Origin of the sequence: Streptomyces sp. NBRC 110028, from assembly GCF_001417735.1 — a bacterium.
Lineage (GTDB): Bacteria > Actinomycetota > Actinomycetes > Streptomycetales > Streptomycetaceae > Streptomyces.
On record NZ_BBUZ01000028.1, the window covers coordinates 51,656 to 66,917 of the forward strand.

A 15,262-nucleotide genomic window follows, 5' to 3' on the forward strand; every position below is an offset into this window, starting at 1 on the left:
CATTCCACAGATCCGGTCGTGTGCCCCGGATCCGCTCGCTAGCGTGCCCCCCGTACACCACCCCCGACTTCGTACGCAGGGCAGGCACATGATGAGCCGCAGGAGCCGCCGCCGCACCGTGAGCCGGAGCACGATGGCGATCGGAGCGACCGCCGCCGTCCTCGTGGCGGGCGGGGCGGCGTTCGCGCTGAGCAGCGCGGTCGGCGGCGGGGGCGCGGTGGACGAGGCACCACCGGACATCGGAGCGGGCACGGGACCGGGTACGGGGCCGGGAGCCGCGCCGGGGACGACACCGGGCACGGCGCCGGGGTCGGGATCGCAGAAGCCCCCCGTGGAGGCCGCGGACGCCCGCTTCGCCCCGTACATCGACACCTCGCTCCACGTCCCCTACGACATGGTCGCCACCGCGAAGAGGACCGGCGTGAAGGAGTTCACGCTCGGTTTCGTCTCCCCCGGCGGCGGCTGCACCCCCAAGTGGGGCGGCAGGACCGCCCTCGGCGCCGACAAGGTGGCCCCGCAGGCCGAGGCGCTGCGGGCGGAGGGCGGCGACATCCGCATCTCCTTCGGCGGCCAGGCCGGTTCCGAACTGGCCCTCGCCTGCTCCTCGGTGGAGGAGCTGACGGCGGCGTACGGCGAGGTCGTGGACCGGTTCGACCTCACCAAGGTCGACTTCGACATCGAGGGCAAGGCGCTGAAGAACGCCGAGGCCGGCACCCGCCGGGCCCGGGCCATCACCGCGCTGCAGAAGCGGAACCCCGGCCTGGACGTCTCCTTCACCCTGCCCGTGATGCCCACCGGCCTCACCCGGGACGGCGCCGAGCTGGTCGCCGACGCCAGGGAGAACGGGGTGAAGATCTCCGCGGTCAACATCATGGCCATGGACTACGGCACCTTCTTCGACGGTGACATGGGCCAGTACGCGATCGACGCGGCCACCGCGACCCACAAGCAGCTCAAGCGCGCCCTGGGGCTGAGCGACGAGGCGGCGTGGAAGACCGTCGCCGTCACCCCGATGATCGGCGTCAACGACGTCAAGAACGAGATATTCACGGTCGACGACGCCGCACAGCTGGTGAAGTTCGCCAAGTCCAAGGGGCTGGCCCGGCTGTCGATGTGGTCCGCGACCCGCGACCAGCGGTGCGCGGGCGGCGCCCGGAAGTCGGCGTCGGCGACCTGCAGCTCGATCGAGCAGGACGCGCTCGCGTTCACCAAGGCCCTGGGCGGCTACCAGGGCTGAGCCCACACTCCCTAGTGGTGCGGGGTCTCCTGGTGCTCCCGGTACTCCTCGGCCGTCGGCTTGGCGATCTGGCCGCGGTCGCCGAAGTAGAAGCGGGACAGCCGCGTCCGCAGCCGCACCGAGCGGGACAGCTTCCGTTCGACCCCGGCCTCGTCCACCGCCGGCGGCAGTTCCAGGGGCTCGTACTGTTCGTCGGCCATCAGGGTGTACCGCTCGCCCGGTGACAGCGGCTCGTGCACCTCGATGTACTCGCCGTGCGGCAGCCGCTGGATGACGCCGGACTCGCGGCCGTGCAGCACCGTGTTCCGGTCGCGCCGCTGCAGCCCGAGACAGATCCGCCGGGTGGCGGCGAACACCACGGCCGGCACCACGAAGAAGCCGATCCGGCAGGCCCAGGTGATCGCGTTGATCGACAGATGGAAGTGGGTCGCGATGAGGTCGTTGCCGCCGCCGATCAGCAGGACCGCGTAGAGGCCGATCCAGGCGGCGCCGAAGGCGGTGCGGGTGGGGGCGTTGCGCGGGCGCTGGTTCAGATGGTGTTCGCGCTTGTCGCCGGTGATCCACGCTTCGAGGAACGGGTAGAGCCAGATGATCAGCAGCACCGCCGGGAAGATCACGAGGGGGATGAAGACGCCGAGGACCAGGGTGTGGCCCCACAGATGGATCTCCCAGCCCGGCATCAGCCGGATCAGCCCTTCGGAGTAGCCCATGTACCAGTCGGGCTGAGCGTCGGTGGAGACCTGGTCGGGCCGGTAGGGGCCGTACATCCAGATCGGATTGATCTGGGCGATGCCCGCCATCAGGGTCATGATTCCGAAGACGAGGAAGAAGAATCCGCCGGATTTGGCGACATAGACCGGCCACAGCGGCGGACCCACGATATTCATGTTCTTCTTGCCGGGGCCCGGGTGATGGGTGTGCTTGTGATAGACGAGCAGAATCATGTGGACGGCCAGCAGGCCGAGCATGATACCGGGGATGAGCAGCACATGGAGGGTGAAGAGCCGGGAGACGATGATCGTCCCGGGGAACTGCCCGCCGAAGAAGAAGAACGACAGATACGTGCCGACGATCGGAACCGACAGCATCGCGCCCTCCATGAAGCGCAGCCCGGTGCCGGACAGCAGGTCATCGGGGAGCGAATAGCCCATGAAGCCGTCGAACATGCCGAGAATCAGCAGTCCGGCGCCGGAGAGCCAGTTGATTTCGCGCGGTTTGCGGAAGACGCCGTTGAAGAACGTGCGCATCATGTGGGCGAGCATGCTCGCGATGAAGACCACGGCCGCCCAGTGGTGGATCTGCCGGATCAGCAGGCCGCCGCGCACGTCGAAGCTGATGTCCATCGTGGACGCGAACGCCTGGGACATGCGGATGCCGTTGAGCGGCGCGTACGAACCGCGGTAGACGACCTCGTTCATGGCGGGCTCGAAGAACAAGGTCAGATAGACGCCCGTCAGAATGATGATGACGAACGTGTACAGGGCGATCTCACCGATCAGGAAGGACCAGTGGTCGGGGAAGACCTTCCGCAGGTTGGCCTTGGCCATCTTGAAGAGGCCGACCCGCCCGTCGAACCACCCGGCGAGTGCCTCGCCCTTTGTGTCGCTCATATCTCATGCATTTACCAGCCCCGTCCGCCGTCCGCTCCGTCGGCCGGGCGTGTGGACCACGCCGTGACCCGTTCGGGGGAATCCCGGTTGCGAACGGGGCGAAAGGCGCGGCTCCGCCCGCCCCCCAGGTCGGGCGGAGCCGCGGTCTTTTCCCCGGCCCGGATCGGTTACGCCTCCGGCAGTTCTCCGGTGCGGGCGACATCCGCGTACCAGCGCGCGCTGGCCTTGGGGATGCGGGCCTGGGTCGGGTAGTCGACGTAGACCGCGCCGAAGCGCTTGCTGTAGCCGTATCCCCATTCGAAGTTGTCCATCAGCGACCACAGGAAGTAGCCGCGCAGATCGGCGCCGTCCGCGATGGCCCGGTGGGCGGTGGCCAGGTGGGCGCGCACGTAGTCGATCCGCTCCGGGTCGTGGACCTGGCCGTCCGCGTCCGGCTTGTCGTCGTACGCGGCGCCGTTCTCGGTGATGTACAGCGGTACGCCCGGCGCCTCCCGGGTGTAGCGCATCAGCAGGTCGTACAGTCCCGTCGGGTCGACGGCCCAGCCCATCTCGGTGCGCTCGCCCGGCGACTGGTGGAAGGCGACCTGCTCCGAGCCCGGCCAGGGGGAGTGGTCGCTGGCCCCGTGGCCGTCGTGCCGGGCGGGCCGGTCCCCGTTGTCGGTGGGGGCTGATACCAAGGAGGGCGTGTAGTAGTTGATGCCCAGCGCGTCGAGGGGGTGCTTGATGACGGCCAGGTCGCCGTCGCGGACGAAGGACCAGTCGGTGATGGCCGCCGTGTCCTCGATCAGGTCGCTCGGATAGGCGCCGCGCAGCAGCGGCCCGCTGAACACCCGGTTGGCCAGCGCGTCGATCCGGCGCTGAGCGTCCAGGTCGGCGGGGTCCTGGGTGAGCGGGCGGACCACGGCCGGGTTGAGGCTGATGGCGACCTGGGCGCGGGCCGGGAGGGCGGCCCGCAGCGCCTGGGCGCCGAGGCCATGGGCCAGGTTGAGGTGGTGGGCGGCGCGCAGCGGGGCCAGCCGCTCGGTGCGGCCCGGGGCGTGCACCCCGGAGCCGTAGCCGAGGAAGGCGCTGCACCACGGCTCGTTGAGGGTGGTCCAGTACTCGACGCGGTCGCCCAGCGCCTCCGCGACGATCCCGGCGTACTCGGCGAACCGCTCGGCCGTCTCGCGTTCCGGCCAGCCCCCGGTGTTCTCCAGCTCCTGGGGGAGGTCCCAGTGGTAGAGGGTCAGCACCGGCTGGATCCCGGCGGACAGCAGCTCGTCGACCAGGCCGCGGTAGAAGTCCAGCCCGCGCTGTACGGCGGGTCCGCGGCCGGTGGGCTGGACGCGGGACCAGGAGACGGAGAAGCGGTAGGCCCCGAGGTTGAGGTCGGACATGAGCCGGATGTCGTCGCGGAAGCGGTGGTAGTGGTCGGCCGCGACATCGCCGGTGTCGCCGCCGAGCACCTTGCCGGGGGTGTGGCTGAAGGTGTCCCAGATGGACGGGGTGCGGCCGTCCTCCTGCGCGGCACCCTCGACCTGATAGGCGGCGGTGGCCGCGCCCCACAGGAATCCGGGCGGGAAGGAAAGGGTCATGGAAGCGCTCCCATACGAGGTCGAGGTGCGGGGAGGGAGGGGAGAGGGAGACGAATCGGAGCGGGCGGACGGGGCGGTGCGGGCGGTCCGCCCGCTCCGCCCGGTGCGGGCGGTGCGGGCGGGCGGTCCGGGCTCAGCCCTTGACCGCGCCCTGCATGATGCCTCCCACGATCTGCTTGCCGAAGAGCACGAACGCGATCAGCAGCGGCAGGGTGCCGAGCAGCGCCCCCGCCATGATCAGTGATTGATCGGGGGTATACCCACGGCTCAGACCGGTCAACGCCACCTGCATGGTCGGGTTGCCGTTCTGCGTGAGCGCGATGAACGGCCAGAAGAAGTCGTTCCACGACTGGACGAAGGTGAGCATCCCCAGCACCGCCATCGCCGGACGCGCGGCCGGGAAGACGATGTGCCAGATGACCCGCAAGCTGCTCGCCCCGTCCATCCGCCCCGCCTCGATCAGCTCGGTCGGCAGCGCCTGGGAGAGGTACTGCCGCATGAAGAAGACCCCGAAGGCGCTGACGAGCGTCGGCACGATGACTGCCTGGAGCTGGTCGGTCCACTCCAGCTTGGCCACCATCATGTACAGCGGCACCACGCTCAGCTGGGGCGGCACCATCATCGTCCCGATGGTGAGCATCAGCAGGACGTTCTTGAAGCGGAAGCGCAGCTTGGCGAAGGCGAAGCCCGCGATGGTCGAGAACAGTACGGTCGACGCCGCGACCGTGCCCGCCACCACCGTCGTGTTGAGCAGCGCGGTGCCCATGTTGGCGCCGTTCCACGCCTTGTCCAGGTTGTTGAGGAGGTTGCCGCCGAACCACAGGGGAGGGGGTGTCTGGGCCAGCCGGGTGTTGGTGCGGGAGGCGGCGATGGCGGTCCACACCAGCGGGAAGAGCGAGCCGACGGTGAGCAGGATCAGCACGGCGTAGGTGATCCTGCCCCCGTGCAGCTGCCTGCCCGCTCGGCCGCGGCCCCTTCCGCCCCGCGCAGCGGTGCGCGCGGGAGCTGCCGGATCGCGTGTCTGCCGGGAAGGGACAGTGGTGCTCATGGTTCTCCTCGTCTCCCTCACTGGCTCTTCCGCAGCCGTCGCGCGAACAGCGCGTTGGCCGCGGCGATCAGCAGCAGGATCAGGAACATCGTCCAGGCGATGGCGGAGGCCCGGCCCAGGTGGAGGTTCACCCAGCCCTGCTCGTACATGTACAGGCCGAGCGTCTGGTACTGGTGATCGGCGCCGCCGGTGGCCGTCCCGGCGGTGTTGAACAGCAGTGGCTCACCGAAGAGCTGAGTGGCCCCGATCGTGGAGACGACGACCGTGAAGAGGATGGTGGGCCGCAGCGACGGGACGGTGACATGCAGGAACTGCTCCCAGCGCGACGCCCCGTCCAGCGCCGCCGACTCGTACAGATCGTTCGGCACGGCCTGCATGGCGGCCAGGTAGATCAGCGCGTTGTAGCCGGTCCACCGCCAGATGACGATCGTGGAGACCGCGATCTGCGAGGTCCAGGAGCCGTTCTGCCAGTCGATGCCGTCCAGGCCGACCAGCCCCAGAGACCAGTTGACCATGCCGTAGTCACGCCCGAAGAGCAGCGCGAACACCAGCGTGGCGGCGGCGACGGAGGTGGCGTACGGGGTGAGGATCGCCACCCGGAAGAACATCGAGGCGCGCAGCCGGTAGTTGAGCAGATGCGCGACCCCGAGGGCCATCAGCAGCTGGGGAACGGTGGAGATCACCCCGATGGTGAAGGTGTTCCGCAGCGCTTTCCAGAAGAACTCGTCCTCCCACAGCCGGGAGTAGTTGTGCCACCCCGCCCACTCCATGTGGGTGGGGTCGGTGAGCTCCACCTGGTGCAGCGAGGCCCACCCCGTGTAGAGCAGGGGGAAGAGGCCGAAGGCGGCGAAGAAGATGAAGAAGGGGGCGACGAAGGCGTACGGGCTCCATCGCAGATCCCAGCGGTAGCGGCGGCTGCGCCGGTCGCGGCGCCGCTGCTCGGCCGGATCGGGGGCCGTCGTGGTCGCGGCGCGCGGGGCCGCGCCCCCCTGCCCTGCGGGGGGCGCGGCCGTATCAGGGGTGAAACCGGAAGGTGCGGTCATGTCCGGGTCACTGGTCCAGCGCGTTGTCGTTCGTCTTGATCGCGGCCTTCCAGCCTTCGTCGGCGGACTTGCCCTGCTGCTCGACCTGGAGCAGGCCGACATCGGTGAAGTTCTGCTTGATGACGGCGTCCTTCGGGCCCAGGACCTGCGTCGGGCTTTCCTTCGCCGCCTTGGAGAAGATCTTGCCGATGGGCGCGTTGTCGAAGTACGGGAGCGTGGCGCCGCCCACCTGGGGCAGGTTGTACGCGGCCTGGGCGCTGGGGAAGCTCGCCTGCTTCTCGAAGAGGGTGGCCTGCTGCTCGGGCGCGGTCAGCCAGGTGGCGAGCTTGACCGCCTCGTCCTTGTGCTGCGCCGCCTGCGGCACCGAGAGGAAGGAGCCGCCCCAGTTGGCGGGCTTGGGCGCGGCGGCGACGTCCCACTTGCCCTTGTACTTGTCCCCGGCGTACTCCTTGATCTGGCCGAGCATCCAGGCCGGGCAGGAGACGGTGGCGAACTTGCCGTTGGCGAGCGCCTGCTGCCAGGGCTTGGTGAACTCCTGCAGCTTGGCGGAGAGTTTGGACGCGGACGCGTCGGTCGCCAGCTTCCACGCCTTCTTGACGGCCGGGCTGTCCTTGTAGATGGGCTTCCCGCTCTTGTCGTAATAGACCTCCGAACTTCCGGAGACCGCCGCGTTGAACAGTCCGCCGGCCGAGTCCAGGAACGCGGCCCCGCCCGGTGCCTTCTTCGCGTAGTCCTTGCCGGCGTCGAGGTACTTCTGCCAGTCGCCCGCCCAGAGCTGGGAGACCGCGTCACGGTCGGCCGGGAGCCCGGCCTGCTGGAAGAGGTCCTTGCGGTAGCAGATCGCCATCGGGCCCACGTCCGTGCCGAGGCCGATCGTCTTTCCGTCCTTGGCGGTGGCCTGCGCCCACTTCCAGTCGAGGAAGTTCTCCTTTTTGACGCCTTCCGCTTTCGAAAGATCAACGAACTTATCGGCCTGGGTGGTGGTGACCTCATTGATGTTGCCCACCTCGACCGCCTGGATGTCGGCGAGTCCACTGCCCGAACCGAGATGGGTGAGCAGCTGCGGGTAGTAGTTCGAGGCCGGGTCGATCACGTTCTCTTCGATCTTGATATTCGGGTGCTGCTTCATGTACTCGGCATAGAGCCCGGCCTGTTTGAAACCCATGACGCCGTACGTGCCGACGGTGACGACCGTCTTGCCCTTGCTGTCTCCGCCGCCGGACGAGTTGTCGCCGTCGTCGCCGTCGTCGGCGCATCCGCTGAGCAGTCCGGCCCCTAACGCGGCGATGGCCGCGAGAGCCACCGCTCTGCCACGGTACGTACCAGTGATCCTGCGCATTCCGTCCTCCTAGCGCCCTGACGTACCGCTCCCGGCCAAAAAGGGGGATTCCATGGGTCTTTGAGATGCATCGGCACGGGCGGGCAGTGTGCGGGTTGTGTATGACTCAGGTACCGTGGGAGCGCTCCCAGGTTGATGTGTTGAAGGGTCGCGGCTCCCCGTCGGAGTGTCAAGGGACAGCGCGGGACAACTTCCGGAAACCACACTGCTGTTGAATGTCACCGCAGCCGCCCATATGGGTGGATCTGCTGGTACGGAGGCTGGAGGCGCGAGATGGCAAGAACCCGGCGGCATGGCGCGGGGCGCGGCAGGCCCACGCTCGAGGAGGTGGCGGCCCGCGCCGGCGTCGGCCGCGGCACCGTCTCCCGGGTGATCAACGGTTCGCCGAGGGTCAGCGACCGCACCCGTACGGCCGTCGAGCAGGCCGTCGCCGAACTCGGCTACGTACCCAACCGGGTGGCCCGCGCGCTGGCCGCCAACCGGGCCGACGCCGTCGCGCTCGTCATACCCGAGCCCGAGACCCGGCTGTTCGCCGAGCCGTACTTCTCGGACATCATCCGCGGCGTCGGGGCCGAGCTGGCCGACACCGATCTGCAGCTGCTGCTGACCCTCATCCGCACCCCCAAGGAGCGCCAGCGCTTCGCCGACTACCTCTCGGCGCACCGGGTCGACGGCGTCCTGCTGGTGTCCGTCCACGCGGACGATCCGCTTCCGGATCTGCTGGAGCGCATCGAGATGCCCGCGGTCCTCAGCGGGCGCCGCTCGGCGCACGAGTCGGTGCCCTACGTCGACTCGGACAACACCGGCGGCGCGCAGTCCGCGGTGGAGCATCTCATCGGGCGCGGCCGCACCACCGTCGCCACCATCACCGGACCGCTGGACATGTACGTCGCCCAGTGCCGCCTGGACGGCTACCGCGCCGCGGTCCGGGCGGCGGGCCGGGAGCCGGAACCGGAGCTGGTGGCCGCCGCCGACTTCACCGAGGAGGGCGGCCGCCGGGCGATGCGCCGGCTGCTGGAGCTGCGGCCCGGCCTGGACGCCGTCTTCGCCGCCTCGGACGTCATGGCCGCGGGCGCCCGCCAGGTGCTGCGCGAGTCCGGGCGGCGCGTCCCGGACGACGTCGCGCTGGTCGGCTTCGAGGACTCCGCCGTCGCCCGCCACATGGACCCGCCGCTCACCAGCGTCCGGCAGGCGACGGAGGAGATGGGCCGGGCGATGGTGCGGGTGCTGCTGGAGGAGATCGAAGGCCCCATGGAGCGCCTCTCCAAGCGCCCGCAGGTGGTGCTGCCGACCCAGCTGGTGCGCCGCGGGTCGTCATGAACGCGGAAGGGCCGGTGGACCGCTGGGTGCGGCCCACCGGCCCCGCTGGGGGACGGCCGTCGGAGGGGGTTTACAGCGCCGGGTAGGCGTTCTTCAGCAGCTGCTGGAACTGGGCCGAGAACCAGTGGCCCGACAGCGGCGCGTTCGGCAGCGCGCCGGACATGTTGTTGCCGTTGCGCGCGTTGCCCGTGTACGTCGGGTCGCACATCCGGTCGAAGCCCTTGCCCTCGTCGTTCGGGACCTGGGAGCTGGCGCCGTCCGACTCGCCCGGAGGCTTCATCCACACGTACGCGTCGATCCCGGCGGCGGGTGATGCCTTGGGCCGCTCACCGAGCCCGGCTCCGGACTGGTTGCACCAGTTGCCGACGTGGATGCGGCGGTCGTACCGTCCACCCTCGACGTAGGTGTCGACAGTGGTCTTGGCGCCCGGGCCGGAGGGGCGGGCGGCGCCGCCCCAGCCGTTGCGGGAGGTGTCGATGAGCGCGCCGATGTTCGACGGGAAGCCGACGTTCACCATTTCCTGGCGGAAGGCCTGGGCGAAGGACAGCTCGTCCACGTAGCGGTTCCAGTCCACCCACTTGGACTGGCGGACCGTCGTGCCGTTGACGCTGTCGTTGACCGTGAAGTTGTCTTCCTTCAGGGCGCTGTAGTTGGCGGTGTTGACGATGATGCCGGCCACCTTGTCGACCGTGCTGCCCTCGGCGGTCGCGGCCTGCTTGATGATTTGGGCGCTCGGGTTGAAGTTGTCGTCCCAGCCGAGCCAGCCGTGGTGACCGGCGTCCACGTAGTTGTAGACGTTGCCGATGGCGCCCAGCTTGTTGAGCGCGTAGCCGACGCCCTTCACATAGTTGCCGTTGGCTTTCATGGTGTCGCACTCGGGCGTGGCGGTCGCCCGCCCGCCGGTGTTGGTGACCAGGTTCGGCAGCGAGTCGATCTCTACGGTGGTGACGATCCGCAGGTTGGAGTTGGCGTACTTCGACTCGCCCAGGATCGACGCGATCGGGTCGATGAACTGCGTCTTGTACTTGTCGATCTCCGTCGGGCCGATTTCGCCGTTGGACGCGAGCGCCGAGCAGTCGCGCCCGGGCAGGTCGTAGACGACGAGCTGGACCACGGTCGGCGAGCCGCCCGACTGCGACAGGGCGCGGTCGAGGTGGGCGCGCAGTCCCATCTTGCCGCCCGCTCCGTTGATCGCGGCGATCCGGTCCAGCCAGATGCCGGTGGGCTGGTTGGAGACCTTGGAGCCGCCGGGCTCGGCGGCGGCGTTGGCGGACCACTCCGGGTTGACGTACACCTTGGCGCCCGCGTACGGGTTGTCGACCTTGGCGGCCGCCGCGGACGGCTGCGCGGTGGCGGTGCCCGCGAGCGATCCGACGGTCAGGGCGGTGGCGGCCAGCAGCGCGCCGCCCGCGAACGCGGCCGCGCGGGTGTGGGTGTGGGTGCGGGGCTTGCGGGAGGGTGGGGGAGGTGAGCTGATGCGGCTCATCACAGTCCTTTCAGGTGATCGCGGAGTCCGACGCCGAAAGCGGTCGGGGTGCCGTTGAAGTCGCTGATGAGGGAGGGGCCAAAGGAGCAGTCCCAGGTGTTCCAGGTCCAGCCGAGGTACGAGGCGCGCTTGGTGTCCAGCCAGGCCATGACGCGGTCGATGTAGCCGTGTGAGCAGGTGTTCTCGCCGATCTCACCCGCCACGAGGGGCACTTGGGCGATCACCGGGGCCAGCTGCTCGTCGAAGCAGCTCTCGCTGGAGCAGGTGTTGAAGTTGTACGTGTGCCAGGCGGCGGCGAGGTTGCCCGCCGGGTCGCTCGGCTTGTACGTCAGCCACTGGCGCATGTCGTTGGAGTAGGCGAGGCCGCCGAGCAGGATCACGTTGCGGGCGCCGGTGTTCCGTATCGCGGTCACCATGCTCTGCGTGCCGGCGACCGGGTAGTCGATGCCGGGGCAGCTGCCACCGTCCCGCCAGCACTTCCACGCCGCCGTGAGGTCCGAGGTGGCGCGGTCCGGGAAGGGCTCGTTGAACAGGTCGAAGACCACGGCCTGGTCGCCCTTGAAGGTCTGGGCGACCGAGGACCAGAACGCCGGGGTGTACTGGGCGTCCGGCATCGGCTTCTGGCAGGTGGCGTACTCGGTGTCCGGGCAGTGGGCGTCGCCGCCGGTGTATTTACCGTGACTCCAGTGGAGTTCGAGGATCGGCGTGATGCCATGGGCCTCCAGCCGGGTCACGAACTCCTTGACCGCGTTGATGTACGTGGCGCCGCGGTACGCGGAGCCGATGTTCGACAGACCGAGCCAGCACTCCTCGTTGAGGGGGACGCGGACCGCGTTCGCCTTCCAGCCCGCGATGGCCTTGACGGACGCGTCGTCCACCGGCCCGTCGAAGATGCCCCGGCCCTGGACGCACATGAACTCACCCCCCGAGCGGTTGACGCCCAGGAGCCGCCGGGTGGCCCCGTTCTCGTCCACGAACGTGTTGCCCGCGACGCGCAGCTTCGGCGGTGTGCCGTCCTGGTCCGGCGGGGGGCCGGCCGGGTCGGTGGGGTCCGTCGGGCCGGAGCCGCCGTCGCACGCCTCGCCGTTGAGTCTGAACGCGGAGGGCGCCGGGTCCCACTGGCCGGTGGCGGTGTACGCCACGGTGCAGGCCGCGGTGGACGCGCCGGGCATCGTGGGCGCCGCGGCGGCGGTGCCCGCCATGCCCGCGAGAGTGAGAGACACGGCGGCCGCCAAGGCGTAAAGGCGCGGTGGTGCTCGCATGGAGCGACTCCTCGGGTGCACGCGCCGTCCCGTGCGGCGCTGACTGCTGGAACCGCTCCCACTGGTTGAGCTGACGGTAGCGCCAGAGGCGTACATGTCAACAGAGGCGTTCACAGATTTATCGGTCGGGGACGCTCGACCGGCCCATCTTGTTCAAAGACTTGACACTTCCTCAGAGGGAACCGACGCTTGGGAGCGCTCCCACTGGTTCGCACATCCCCCCTCATTTCCGAACCCGCGTGGAGGACCCCCATGCGCGTACAGCGAGGCTCACCCTTGTCAGGAGCGCGTCGGCGGATGAGACGGCTGGTGACCGCGCTGGCAGCAGCCCTCGCGCTGCCCGTGGCCATGACCGCCGCCGGTGGGGCCGCCCCCGCCCATGCCGACGCCGCCGTGCAGTGCAACGTCGACTACAAGACCAACGACTGGGGCTCCGGCTTCACCGCCGATCTCACCATCTCCAACCCCGGCACCGAGGCCATCGACGGCTGGACCCTGACCTACGACTACGCGGGCAGCCAGAAGCTCGGCAACGGCTGGAACGGCACCTGGTCGCAGTCCGGCAAGACCGTCACCGTCAAGAACGCGGCCCACAACGCGACCATCGCGGCCGGCGGCAACGTCACCACCGGCGCCCAGTTCAGCTACAGCGGCACCAACGCCGCGCCCACCTCCTTCGCCGTCAACGGCGTCACCTGCCGCGGCGCCCACCAGCCGCCGATCACCGTCCTCACCAGCCCCTCCCCGGGCGCCGTCTACACGACGGGCGGCACCGTGCCGATGGCGGCCACCGCCGCGGCCGCCGACGGCGCGACCGTCACCAAGGTCGAGTTCTACAGCGACACCAAGCTGCTGGGCACCGACACCACCTCCCCGTACAGCTTCGACTACACGGACGTCCCGGCGGGCGACCTCTCGCTGTACGCCAAGGCCTACGACAGCCAGGGCGCGTCCGCCGAGTCCAGCCCCGTCGGCATCCATGTCGCGGCCGGTCCGGCGCTGGTCGCCAGCCCCACCCAGCTCGGCGTGGAGCAGGGCAAGACCGGCACCTTCGGCCTCCGGCTGTCCACCAAGCCGTCCGCCGACGTCACGGTCACGGTGGCCCGCACCTCCGGCAACACGGGCCTGACCGTCTCCTCCGGCAACAGCCTCACCTTCACCCCCGCCAACTGGAACACCGCCCAGCAGGTGACGGTTGCCGCCTCGGACTCCGGCACCGGCTCCGCGACCTTCACCGCGACCGCCTCCGGCCACACCAAGGCCGAGGTGACCGTCACCCAGCTGGCCGCGGCGAAGACGTACGACGCCCGCTTCCTGGAGCTGTACAACAAGATCACCGCCCCCTCGGCGGGCTACTTCTCGCCCGAGGGCATCCCGTACCACTCGGTGGAGACCCTGATCGTCGAGGCGCCCGACCAGGGCCATGAGACGACGTCCGAGGCGTACAGCTATCTGATCTGGCTCCAGGCGATGTACGGCAAGGTCACCGGCGACTGGGCCAAGTTCAACTCCGCGTGGGACACCATGGAGAAGTACATGATCCCCACCCACGCCGACCAGCCGACCAACAGCTTCTACAACGCCTCCAAGCCCGCCACCTACGCGCCCGAGTGGGACCAGCCCTCGCAGTACCCGTCGAAGCTCGACGGCAACGTACCCGTGGGCCAGGACCCCATCGCGGGCGAGCTGAAGAGCGCGTACGGCACCGACGACATCTACGGCATGCACTGGATCCAGGACGTCGACAACACCTACGGCTACGGCAACGCGCCCGGCAAGTGCGAGGCGGGCCCGTCCGACACCGGCCCGTCCTACGTCAACACCTTCCAGCGCGGCTCCCAGGAGTCCGTCTGGGAGACCGTGACCCAGCCGACCTGTGACGCCTTCAAGTACGGCGGCAAGAACGGCTACCTGGACCTGTTCACCGGCGACTCCTCGTACTCCAAGCAGTGGAAGTTCACCAACGCCCCCGACGCCGACGCCCGTGTCGTCCAGGCCGCCTACTGGGCCTCGGAGTGGGCCAAGGCGCAGGGCAAGGGCGGCCAGATCTCCGCGAACATCGCCAAGGCCGCCAAGATGGGCGACTATCTGCGCTACGCGATGTACGACAAGTACTTCAAGAAGGTCGGCAACTGCGCCGGCGAGACCACCTGCCCGGCGGGCAGCGGCAAGAACAGCTCCAGCTATCTGCTCTCCTGGTACTACGCCTGGGGCGGCGCCACCGACACCTCCGCGGGCTGGGCCTGGCGCATCGGCTCCTCCCACGCCCACGGCGGCTACCAGAACCCCATGGCGGCCTGGGCCCTGAGCAACTACGCCGACCTCAAGCCCAAGTCCACGACCGGCGCGAGCGACTGGTCCACCAGCCTCAAGCGGCAGCTGGAGTTCTACCGCTGGCTCCAGTCCAGCGAGGGCGCCATCGCGGGCGGCGCCACCAACAGCTGGCAGGGCCGCTACGCCACCCCGCCGGCGGGCAAGTCCACCTTCTACGGCATGTACTACGACGAGGCGCCCGTCTATCACGACCCGCCGTCCAACCAGTGGTTCGGCTTCCAGGCGTGGTCCATGGAACGCGTCGCCGAGTACTACAACCGGACGGGCGACGCGAGCGCCAAGACCGTGCTCGACAAGTGGGTGAAGTGGGCGCTGTCCAAGACCACCATCAACCCGGACGGCACCTACCAGTTCCCGTCCACCCTCCAGTGGTCCGGCCAGCCCGACACCTGGAACGCCTCCAGCCCCGGCGCCAACACGGGCCTGCACGTCACCGTCGCCGACTACACCAACGACGTGGGCGTGGCCGCCGCGTACGCCAAGACGCTGTCCTACTACGCCGCCAAGTCCGGTGACACCTCGGCGAAGAACACCGCCAAGGCGCTGCTGGACGGCATGTGGGACCACTACCAGGACGCGCTGGGCATCGCGGTCCCCGAGTCCCGCGCCGACTACAACCGCTTCGACGACCCGGTCTACGTGCCCAGCGGCTGGACCGGCACCATGCCCAACGGAGACAAGATCGACTCCAGCTCCACCTTCCTGTCGATCCGCTCCTTCTACAAGAACGACCCGGCCTGGTCCAAGGTCGAGGCGTACCTGAAGGGCGGCGCGGTGCCGAGCTTCACGTACCACCGCTTCTGGGCCCAGGCGGACATCGCCCTGGCGATGGGCTCGTACGCGGAACTCTTCGAATAGCCACCGCCGTGAGCGGCGGGTCTCCCGGAACCGGGAGCCCGCCGCTCACGCGCGTCCTCAGCCCAGGGAGGACAACGGCACCGCCCTCACCCGTGGACCTGATCTTCGGCCCTTGCCCGGCCGTACCGAAGATCCGCGCCTCCCGGCGGTC

Annotated in this window: 10 protein-coding genes; 3 read left to right on the plus strand and 7 right to left on the minus strand. The window is 69.2% G+C overall.

Going from position 1 to position 15,262, the window contains the following annotated elements; translation table 11 throughout:
• Nucleotides 1-88 precede the first annotated feature (88 nt).
• Nucleotides 89-1,237, plus strand: coding sequence for a chitinase (locus ASC60_RS19410; protein WP_055552597.1), 1,149 nt, complete (start codon nucleotides 89-91; stop codon nucleotides 1,235-1,237).
• A gap of 11 nt (nucleotides 1,238-1,248) precedes the next feature.
• Here the strand turns inward: ASC60_RS19410 and ASC60_RS19415 are convergent, their stop codons facing one another.
• The 5 genes from ASC60_RS19415 to ASC60_RS19435 form a co-directional block, all read right to left on the minus strand.
• Nucleotides 1,249-2,847 (minus strand): ubiquinol-cytochrome c reductase cytochrome b subunit, encoded by a 1,599-nt coding sequence (locus ASC60_RS19415; RefSeq protein ID WP_055552599.1) that lies wholly within the window; start codon nucleotides 2,845-2,847, stop codon nucleotides 1,249-1,251.
• A 167-nt stretch (nucleotides 2,848-3,014) separates the two neighbouring features.
• Nucleotides 3,015-4,421, minus strand: a complete 1,407-nt coding sequence (locus ASC60_RS19420) for a GH1 family beta-glucosidase (RefSeq protein ID WP_055552602.1) — start codon at nucleotides 4,419-4,421, stop codon at nucleotides 3,015-3,017.
• 133 nt (nucleotides 4,422-4,554) lie between these two features.
• On the minus strand, nucleotides 4,555-5,469 hold the full coding sequence (locus ASC60_RS19425) for a carbohydrate ABC transporter permease (protein ID WP_055552603.1): 915 nt from the start codon (nucleotides 5,467-5,469) through the stop codon (nucleotides 4,555-4,557).
• A 17-nt stretch (nucleotides 5,470-5,486) separates the two neighbouring features.
• Entirely contained in the window at nucleotides 5,487-6,512 is a 1,026-nt protein-coding gene (locus ASC60_RS19430) for a carbohydrate ABC transporter permease (RefSeq protein ID WP_055552605.1), read from the minus strand.
• A gap of 7 nt (nucleotides 6,513-6,519) precedes the next feature.
• The gene (locus tag ASC60_RS19435; protein ID WP_055552608.1) at nucleotides 6,520-7,851 is read right to left on the minus strand and encodes an ABC transporter substrate-binding protein; all 1,332 of its coding nucleotides are present in this window, start codon (nucleotides 7,849-7,851) and stop codon (nucleotides 6,520-6,522) included.
• A 273-nt stretch (nucleotides 7,852-8,124) separates the two neighbouring features.
• On the opposite strand from ASC60_RS19435, the gene ASC60_RS19440 reads away from it, so the two are divergent.
• On the plus strand, nucleotides 8,125-9,171 hold the full coding sequence (locus ASC60_RS19440) for a LacI family DNA-binding transcriptional regulator (protein ID WP_055552610.1): 1,047 nt from the start codon (nucleotides 8,125-8,127) through the stop codon (nucleotides 9,169-9,171).
• Nucleotides 9,172-9,241: 70 nt separating this feature from the next.
• Here the strand turns inward: ASC60_RS19440 and ASC60_RS19445 are convergent, their stop codons facing one another.
• Nucleotides 9,242-10,657 (minus strand): glycoside hydrolase family 6 protein, encoded by a 1,416-nt coding sequence (locus ASC60_RS19445; RefSeq protein WP_079038490.1) that lies wholly within the window; start codon nucleotides 10,655-10,657, stop codon nucleotides 9,242-9,244.
• The gene (locus ASC60_RS19450) at nucleotides 10,657-11,859 is read right to left on the minus strand and encodes a glycoside hydrolase family 5 protein (RefSeq protein WP_234357028.1); all 1,203 of its coding nucleotides are present in this window, start codon (nucleotides 11,857-11,859) and stop codon (nucleotides 10,657-10,659) included. Before ASC60_RS19450 ends, ASC60_RS19445 begins: the two co-directional genes overlap by 1 nt.
• 357 nt (nucleotides 11,860-12,216) lie before the next feature.
• Between ASC60_RS19450 and ASC60_RS19455 the strand changes: the two genes are divergently transcribed.
• Nucleotides 12,217-15,111, plus strand: coding sequence for a glycoside hydrolase family 48 protein (locus ASC60_RS19455; RefSeq protein ID WP_234357029.1), 2,895 nt, complete (start codon nucleotides 12,217-12,219; stop codon nucleotides 15,109-15,111).
• The last annotated feature ends 151 nt before the right edge of the window (nucleotides 15,112-15,262 follow it).

Coding starts and splice junctions, on each gene's coding strand:
- ASC60_RS19440 (WP_055552610.1), top strand. CDS start 8,125: ATGGCAAGAACCCGGCGGCATGGCGCGGGGCGCGGCAGGCCCACGCTC.
- ASC60_RS19420 (WP_055552602.1), bottom strand. CDS start 4,421: ATGACCCTTTCCTTCCCGCCCGGATTCCTGTGGGGCGCGGCCACCGCC.
- ASC60_RS19450 (WP_234357028.1), bottom strand. CDS start 11,859: ATGGCGGGCACCGCCGCCGCGGCGCCCACGATGCCCGGCGCGTCCACC.
- ASC60_RS19410 (WP_055552597.1), top strand. CDS start 89: ATGATGAGCCGCAGGAGCCGCCGCCGCACCGTGAGCCGGAGCACGATG.
- ASC60_RS19430 (WP_055552605.1), bottom strand. CDS start 6,512: ATGACCGCACCTTCCGGTTTCACCCCTGATACGGCCGCGCCCCCCGCA.
- ASC60_RS19415 (WP_055552599.1), bottom strand. CDS start 2,847: ATGAGCGACACAAAGGGCGAGGCACTCGCCGGGTGGTTCGACGGGCGG.
- ASC60_RS19455 (WP_234357029.1), top strand. CDS start 12,217: ATGAGACGGCTGGTGACCGCGCTGGCAGCAGCCCTCGCGCTGCCCGTG.
- ASC60_RS19425 (WP_055552603.1), bottom strand. CDS start 5,469: ATGAGCACCACTGTCCCTTCCCGGCAGACACGCGATCCGGCAGCTCCC.
- ASC60_RS19445 (WP_079038490.1), bottom strand. CDS start 10,657: ATGAGCCGCATCAGCTCACCTCCCCCACCCTCCCGCAAGCCCCGCACC.
- ASC60_RS19435 (WP_055552608.1), bottom strand. CDS start 7,851: ATGCGCAGGATCACTGGTACGTACCGTGGCAGAGCGGTGGCTCTCGCG.